The organism is Paenibacillus mesotrionivorans (genome assembly GCF_046098205.1).
GTDB classification, from domain to species: Bacteria; Bacillota; Bacilli; order Paenibacillales; family NBRC-103111; genus Paenibacillus_AR; species Paenibacillus_AR mesotrionivorans.
The window spans coordinates 99,589-106,160 of sequence record NZ_JBJURJ010000001.1; the positions used below are offsets into that span (position 1 = coordinate 99,589).

7 protein-coding genes are annotated in these 6,572 nt (G+C 51.6%); all 7 read right to left on the reverse strand.

What is annotated here, in order from left to right; genetic code table 11:
• Positions 1–292: 292 nt before the first annotated feature.
• Positions 293–1,501 (reverse strand): MFS transporter, encoded by a 1,209-nt coding sequence (locus tag ACI1P1_RS00485; RefSeq protein WP_416214390.1) that lies wholly within the window; start codon positions 1,499–1,501, stop codon positions 293–295.
• A gap of 62 nt (positions 1,502–1,563) precedes the next feature.
• Positions 1,564–2,157: a TetR/AcrR family transcriptional regulator gene (locus tag ACI1P1_RS00490; RefSeq protein ID WP_416214391.1), complete on the reverse strand. Its 594-nt coding sequence runs from the start codon at positions 2,155–2,157 to the stop codon at positions 1,564–1,566.
• A 109-nt stretch (positions 2,158–2,266) separates the two neighbouring features.
• Positions 2,267–2,527, reverse strand: coding sequence for a hypothetical protein (locus ACI1P1_RS00495; RefSeq protein ID WP_416214392.1), 261 nt, complete (start codon positions 2,525–2,527; stop codon positions 2,267–2,269).
• 127 nt (positions 2,528–2,654) lie between these two features.
• Entirely contained in the window at positions 2,655–3,989 is a 1,335-nt protein-coding gene (gene glnA, locus ACI1P1_RS00500; protein WP_416214393.1) for a type I glutamate--ammonia ligase, read from the reverse strand.
• Positions 3,990–4,024: 35 nt separating this feature from the next.
• Entirely contained in the window at positions 4,025–4,435 is a 411-nt protein-coding gene (locus ACI1P1_RS00505) for a MerR family transcriptional regulator (protein ID WP_416214394.1), read from the reverse strand.
• A gap of 86 nt (positions 4,436–4,521) precedes the next feature.
• Entirely contained in the window at positions 4,522–5,781 is a 1,260-nt protein-coding gene (locus tag ACI1P1_RS00510; RefSeq protein WP_416214395.1) for a methionine gamma-lyase family protein, read from the reverse strand.
• Positions 5,778–6,572, reverse strand: a 795-nt coding sequence (gene hflX / locus ACI1P1_RS00515; protein ID WP_416214396.1) for a GTPase HflX, incomplete at its 5' end; no start/stop codon positions are given. The genes hflX and ACI1P1_RS00510, both read right to left, overlap by 4 nt.

Sequence of the window (6,572 nt, forward strand, 5' to 3'; positions counted from 1 at the left end):
GCAATTATTTTATGCATTGACTTTGCGTGACAATTACATGCTATGCAGTAAATATATCACGAAATTGACAAGAATGGGAGTGCCAATTTCATATTTATGTCGTTTTTTAAAATATAAAATTATCCGCATTCATTTTCAACCGGATTCTTCACATAGAAGGCTCGAAGGGTTTTATCATACCAAATTTCAAAGGCGGGGCGCAATTGCAGAAAAAGGAAGTCCAGCAAAAAGTAAAAAAAGCGTTATCCGCAAAGGGATACGCTTTTTTTATCACTTGGCCATAACGGGGCGCTTAAACCTTCACGGCAGTTGGGCGCACCTCTCTACGGCCGACACGCAGAGACAAACCAAAGCACAACAGCAGCACAATGCTTGCCAGGCTGTAAGGATAATTCACATTCAAGTCGAACAGCAATCCCGCGACAATGGGCCCCGCGATATTGCCAAGGCTGGTAAAGGCGGAGTTCAAGCCGGCGACATACCCCTGCTGATCCTTAGCCAGCATGGACATCTGGGTTCCGATTGCAGGCCGCAATATATCAATGGCCAGAAATACAATAAAGGTTACGGCAAAAATAAGCCAGAACTTATGGACAAATAGGGTCAGAAGAATAAAGATCCCGGCGAAAAGCAGACATACGGAAATCACCCGTTTTTCTCCGAAGCGGTTTAATATCCAACTAAAGGCTGTTGCTTGCACTACTGCCCCGCTGATTGAACCAAAGGTAATGATAAACGCAATATCCTTCGGTCCAAACCCAAACTTATGATCGACGAACAATCCGAATACCGTTTCGAAGTTCGCCAGACCGAATGAAAGCACAAACACAATAATGAGGCTTAAAAAGTAGGGTTCACGGTAGGAGGACATCAATTGGTTCAAAAAACTGCTCCGTACCTGGGGCTTCTGAATTTCTGAACCCTCCTCCTTACGCTCCGGCAAGGATTCCTTAAGCACGAATAAGGTAATACAGGCCGCTGCCAATCCGGCTGCTGCCGCGGAATAAAAAGGCACCCGGATTCCGAATTCAGAGATGTATCCCCCAATCCCCGGACCAATAATAAAACCTGTGGTGATTGAGGCATTAATATACCCCATCCCGGCAGCACGTTCCTCGTTGGTTGTTACATCTGCTGCATACGCCATAACCGCAGGCATAATCATCGCGGCACTGATGCCGCCAAGCATACGGGCGAGGAACAGCAGAAGCGTATCGCTTGCCAATCCGAACAATCCCTCCGAAAAAGCAAAAAGGACCATCCCTGACACAATCATCTTTTTTCTTCCGAATTGGTCAGAAAAACGTCCCGCCAAAGGCGAAAATAATAGCTGCGTTAATGAAAAGGCCGCCACTAATAGACCAACCGTGCTTCCCGTAATCCCCAAGTTATCCATATACTTGGGCATGATGGGAATGATCAGTCCTATACCGGTAAACACCAGGAACAGATTCAACATCAGGATGAGGATGGCTCCCCGTTTCTTCAACATAATCGACATACGTTTTTCCTCCAAAGATGTACGAAACATACTGAATTTTCATTCTAGATCTTCACAAAAAATTAAGCGGTGGCTACACCGCGCAAAAAAACATCTATGGCCAGACGGTACATATCCAATGTTTCCTGCCGGCTCATGTTTCGGGTATGCTGACTCAACCCCAAAAAAAGGCTATCCAAAATAACAGCCAGCCCGTTAAGATCTAACCCCTGTAGCTCCCCGTTATCGATCCCCCGCTGGAGCAATTGCCGGTTAAAAGCCAGATAATCCTGGACAATTTCATGAATATGGTCTTCCACTTCCGTAGGCTTTTCGGTGTTGTTGTAGAATTCGTCTATCGCTTTGGTTAAAGGGTGATTCAACTGGTCCAATGCCAGATGATCCGCCAAACCGTATAACTTATCAACCACCGTGGGAAAATTTGGCTCTTTAACTAACCAGGTTTCCTCCCATTCCCGGTTCCAATCCTCAATTAAATAAAGGAACAGGCTTTCCTTGCTCTTAAAATGATAATAAATGTTGCCGGCGCTGCAGGAGGTAGCCTTCACAATATCTTCAATAGAAGTAGCTTTATAGCCCTTTTGAATAAACAAGGCCCTGGACGCATCGGCGATTTTCTTCTTCGTCTGCTCGGTTTGCAGCTTTTTCTTATTCACGTACGGCCTCACCTCGGTTGCGGAATAATACTGAACGTTTATTCAGTATTATAGCCGGTATAGCTGATTCATGCAAGCTTCAGTAAAGAAAAACACCCCGTCGGGGTGTTTATTTAGCCGGTTCTATGGTGAGCTCTACATTGGTTTGGTTGGTAGGCTCCAGTTGCTCCAGGTCCACCCAAAACACTGCGCGTTCCTTATCTTCATGTTCTTTCGCCAACCGGGCTGTTTCCATTTTTAAGCCGCTGTCGTGCAGCTCCTCCGGAGCGATGGCATCCTTCCCGTCAACAAAACCGGAGTACCGCTGGGGCTCAATATGGACCTTGATTTTGTCCCAGCCTTTGGCTTGGGCATATTCAATGGGGTTCATAGCTGATCACACTCCTTACCCTTCTATACTCGCGAAAGAGGGGAGTTGAAACATGCGCTCAGTAGAAAAAGGACAAACAGGACTCCGTCTAGCGGAATCCTGCTCGCCCTTTTCTTACTTCTTTCCATCAATAATGCGTCACGTACTGATCCCGTTCCCACTGGTGGATCTGGGTCCTATACATGTCCCATTCAATTTCCTTCAGCTCATAGAAGTATGCGGTGGCGTGTTCGCCCAGCGCATTGACGATGATATCGTTGCGGATCATCTCGCCAAGGGCTTCCTTCAGATCCATCGGCAAGCTGGGGATACCCTGCTCCTCCCGCTCTTCGTCGGTCATGACGTAGATGTTCCGGTCCACAGGAGCAGGCAGGGAGGTCTTGTGGCGGATGCCGTCCAGACCGGCAGCCAGCATAACGGCCAGCGCCAGGTATGGGTTGGCGGCTGGATCCGGGTTGCGGACCTCAACACGGGTGCTCAGGCCGCGGGATGCCGGGATACGGATCATCGGGCTGCGGTTGCTGGCGGACCAGGCTACATAACAAGGCGCTTCATAACCGGGCACCAGGCGCTTGTACGAGTTGACAATCGGATTGGTGATGGCGGCCATTCCCTTGGCATGCTTCAGGATGCCGGCCATATAATAGCGGGCGTCGATGCTCAGGCCCAGCTTGTCCTTTTCATCGTAGAAAGCATTCTCGGAGCCCTTAAACAGGGATTGATGGCAGTGCATACCGGAGCCGTTCACCCCAAAAAGAGGTTTGGGCATAAAGGTGGCATGCAGTCCGTGTTGACGGGCTACCGTTTTCACCACCAGCTTGAAGGTCTGAATCTGGTCGGCTGCCTTCAAGGCATCGGCATATTTGAAGTCGATCTCATGCTGGCCTGGAGCCACCTCATGGTGGGATGCTTCGATTTCGAAGCCCATTTCCTCCAGAGTCAGTACGATCTCGCGACGGCAGTTTTCACCCAGATCCATCGGTGCCAGATCGAAATAACCGCCCTGGTCGTTCAGCTCTGTAGTGGGATTGCCCTTCTCGTCGGTTTTGAACAGGAAGAATTCCGGCTCAGGACCCACATTCATGGCGGTATATCCCATCTCCTCCGCTTCCTTCAGCATACGCTTAAGGATCCCGCGGGGGTCACCGGGGAACGGACGGCCGTCCGGCAGATAGATGTCGCAGATCAGCCGTGCGATCCGGTCCTCGGCCACCCAAGGGAAAACCACCCAGGTGCTCAGATCCGGGTACAGGTACATGTCGGACTCTTCAATCCGCACGTAGCCTTCAATGGAGGAGCCGTCGAACATCATCTTGTTGTCAAGCGCTTTCTCAAGCTGGCTTAACGGAATTTCTACGTTCTTGATGACGCCCAGAAGATCGGTAAACTGCAGCCGGATAAACCGGACATTCTGTTCCTTGGCAATACGAAGAATGTCTTCTTTCGTGTAATTGGAATACACTCGAGTTCTCCTCCCTTATGTACAATATGGCTGAATCAATGAAAGAAGCGGGACAGCTCACCCTGAATCATGGATACCTGGCCGGGACGTTTGCCGCCGGTCATCAGCTGCTGCTTGAGCATCTTGTGAAGCTGGGAATCAGTGAGCTCCTTGCGCTTCACTTCCGTTTGCTCGTTTAATACGGTGGCTTCCTCGGAGGTTTGGTCCACAGGCAGAAGCACCTGCTTGATCCCCGCGATGTTAACACCCTTCTCAATCAAATCCTTAATCTGCAGTAGACGCTCCACATCATTAAAAGAATACAACCGCTGGTTGCCGCCTGTACGGGCCGGCATAACCAGTTCGTGCTGCTCGTAATAACGGATTTGGCGAGCGGTTAAATCCGTCAGTTTCATCACGATACCAATGGGGAAAAGCGCCATATTCCTGCGGATGTCATCACTCATACCTTATCACCCCTGTGACACTTTATGTTATGATCGTATCACTATAACAAGAACTTGTCAAGTTGTGTTAGGTTTAATTACAATGGTTAATCCAGCTGAAGCAAGCCCTTTTCCACCATATTCTGCAGAGCGCACAGCACTCCCAGCTTGGCGTGGGAATAGGTAAGCCCCCCCTGCATATAGGCGATATAAGGCTCGCGGATCGGCGCATCTGCCGACAGCTCAAGGCTGCCTCCTTGGATGAAGGTTCCTGCAGCCATGATCACGGGATGCTCGTATCCGGGCATGTCCCACGGCTCCGGTACCACATGGGCGTCTACGGCAGAGGCCTTCTGAATCCCCTGTACAAAAGCAATCAAATGCTCGGCGCCTGTAAACCGGATGGCTTGAATAAGGTCCGTCCGGGTATCCTGCCAGCGGGGATGAGTATCAAAGCCAAGGTCCTCAAAAACTGCCGATGCGAACACGCTGCCCTTGATGGCTTGTCCCGTGGTGTGAGGCGCCAGAAACAGCCCCTGATACATGCCGCGCAATGTTCCCAGAGTAGCGCCTACCTCACCGCCGATCCCCGGTGCCGTTAAACGGTAGGCCGCTTTCTCAACCAAATCGGCCCGTCCGACAATATATCCCCCGCCGGATGCCACACCACCGCCGGGGTTTTTGATTAAGGAGCCGGCCATCAGGTCCACACCTGCTTGGGTGGGCTCCAGGAGCTCCGTAAATTCGCCGTAGCAGTTGTCCACGAACACAATCATTCCGGGATACAGGTTTTTTACAAAACGCACCATTTCCCCGATTTCCTCCACAGTGAAGGCGGGCCGCCAGTCATAACCGCGGGAGCGTTGGATGCCCACCATGGTGGTCCGTGAGGTCAGCCGTTCCTTGATGGCCTCCCAGTCGGGTTTCCCTGCAGACGTCAGAGCCACCTCGCCATAATGGATGCCGTAATCCTGCAGGGAGCCTGTCCCATCCGCCGGTTTGCCGATTACTTTATGGAGGGTGTCATAAGGGCGTCCTGTAATATAAACCAGCTCATCCCCGGGACGCAGGCACCCGAACAGTGCCGTAGAGATGGTATGGGTACCGGACACAAAATGGGGCCGGACCAATCCGGCCTCCGCCCCGAAAATATCCGCATACACCAGATCCAGCACCTCCCGGCCGCGGTCATTGTACCCGTAGCCAGTGGAGCCTGCAAAGTGGAAATCACTGACCTGATGCTTCTGGAAAGCTTCGATCACCTTCCACTGGTTTTCGTCGATCAGCCTGTCGATTTCCTTCAGCTTTGCTTCCGCCTTGATTTCTGCCTGTTGTGCAGCTTTGGTGATCGTCTCTGTGAAATTCATCCTTCAATTTGCTCTCCCTTGTCTATATCCCCTGTATTCACTTCGCATCCGGCCAGCAAATATCCGAATTTTTCATAATCCTGCGCATTCACATCCACGGAAATGACCATGTCCTCTCCGTCCACTTCCGTCTCTACTACCGTTCCCAGACGGTAAGCCAGAGAAATCTTGTCCCCTTGAACCGCGGGAATCCGGAAGGAATGGAGGCCTCCTGCCATTTTATCCTGAATCAGCAGCTTAAGCCGCTCCAAGTCAGCCGGATTATAAGCGGAAAGCCGGATGAAATCTCCCTCTCCCGGAGTCAAAAGCTCCACCTGTCCCGGCTGGCACAGATCAATTTTGTTGAAGACGGTAAGCATTTCCTTGCCGCGGGCGCCCAGCTCCTCGAGAACCTCAAGCACCACCTTCATCTGCTCCTCACGCATATCGATGGCACTGTCTACCACATGGAGGATCAGATCGGCCTCGTTGGCCTCCTCCAGCGTGGCGCGGAAAGCAGCCACCAGATCATGGGGCAGATTCTGGATGAAGCCAACGGTGTCGGTTATCACCACTTCCTTGCCGTTAGGCAGCTCCAGCGTCCGGGAGGTGGGGTCCAGTGTGGCAAACAGCTGATTTTCCACCAGCACATCGGCAGCGGTCAGCTGGCGCAGCAGAGTGGATTTGCCCGCATTGGTGTAGCCCACCAGCGCTACCTGGTACACGCCGGACTTGCGTCTGCGCTCCCGGTGCAGCTTGCGGTGTTTGGTAACCTCCTCCAGCTGGCGCTTCAGCTCTCCGATCCGGTTGCG

Coding starts and splice junctions, on each gene's coding strand:
- ACI1P1_RS00485 (WP_416214390.1), bottom strand. CDS start 1,501: ATGTCGATTATGTTGAAGAAACGGGGAGCCATCCTCATCCTGATGTTG.
- ACI1P1_RS00510 (WP_416214395.1), bottom strand. CDS start 5,781: ATGAATTTCACAGAGACGATCACCAAAGCTGCACAACAGGCAGAAATC.
- ACI1P1_RS00495 (WP_416214392.1), bottom strand. CDS start 2,527: ATGAACCCCATTGAATATGCCCAAGCCAAAGGCTGGGACAAAATCAAG.
- ACI1P1_RS00505 (WP_416214394.1), bottom strand. CDS start 4,435: ATGAGTGATGACATCCGCAGGAATATGGCGCTTTTCCCCATTGGTATC.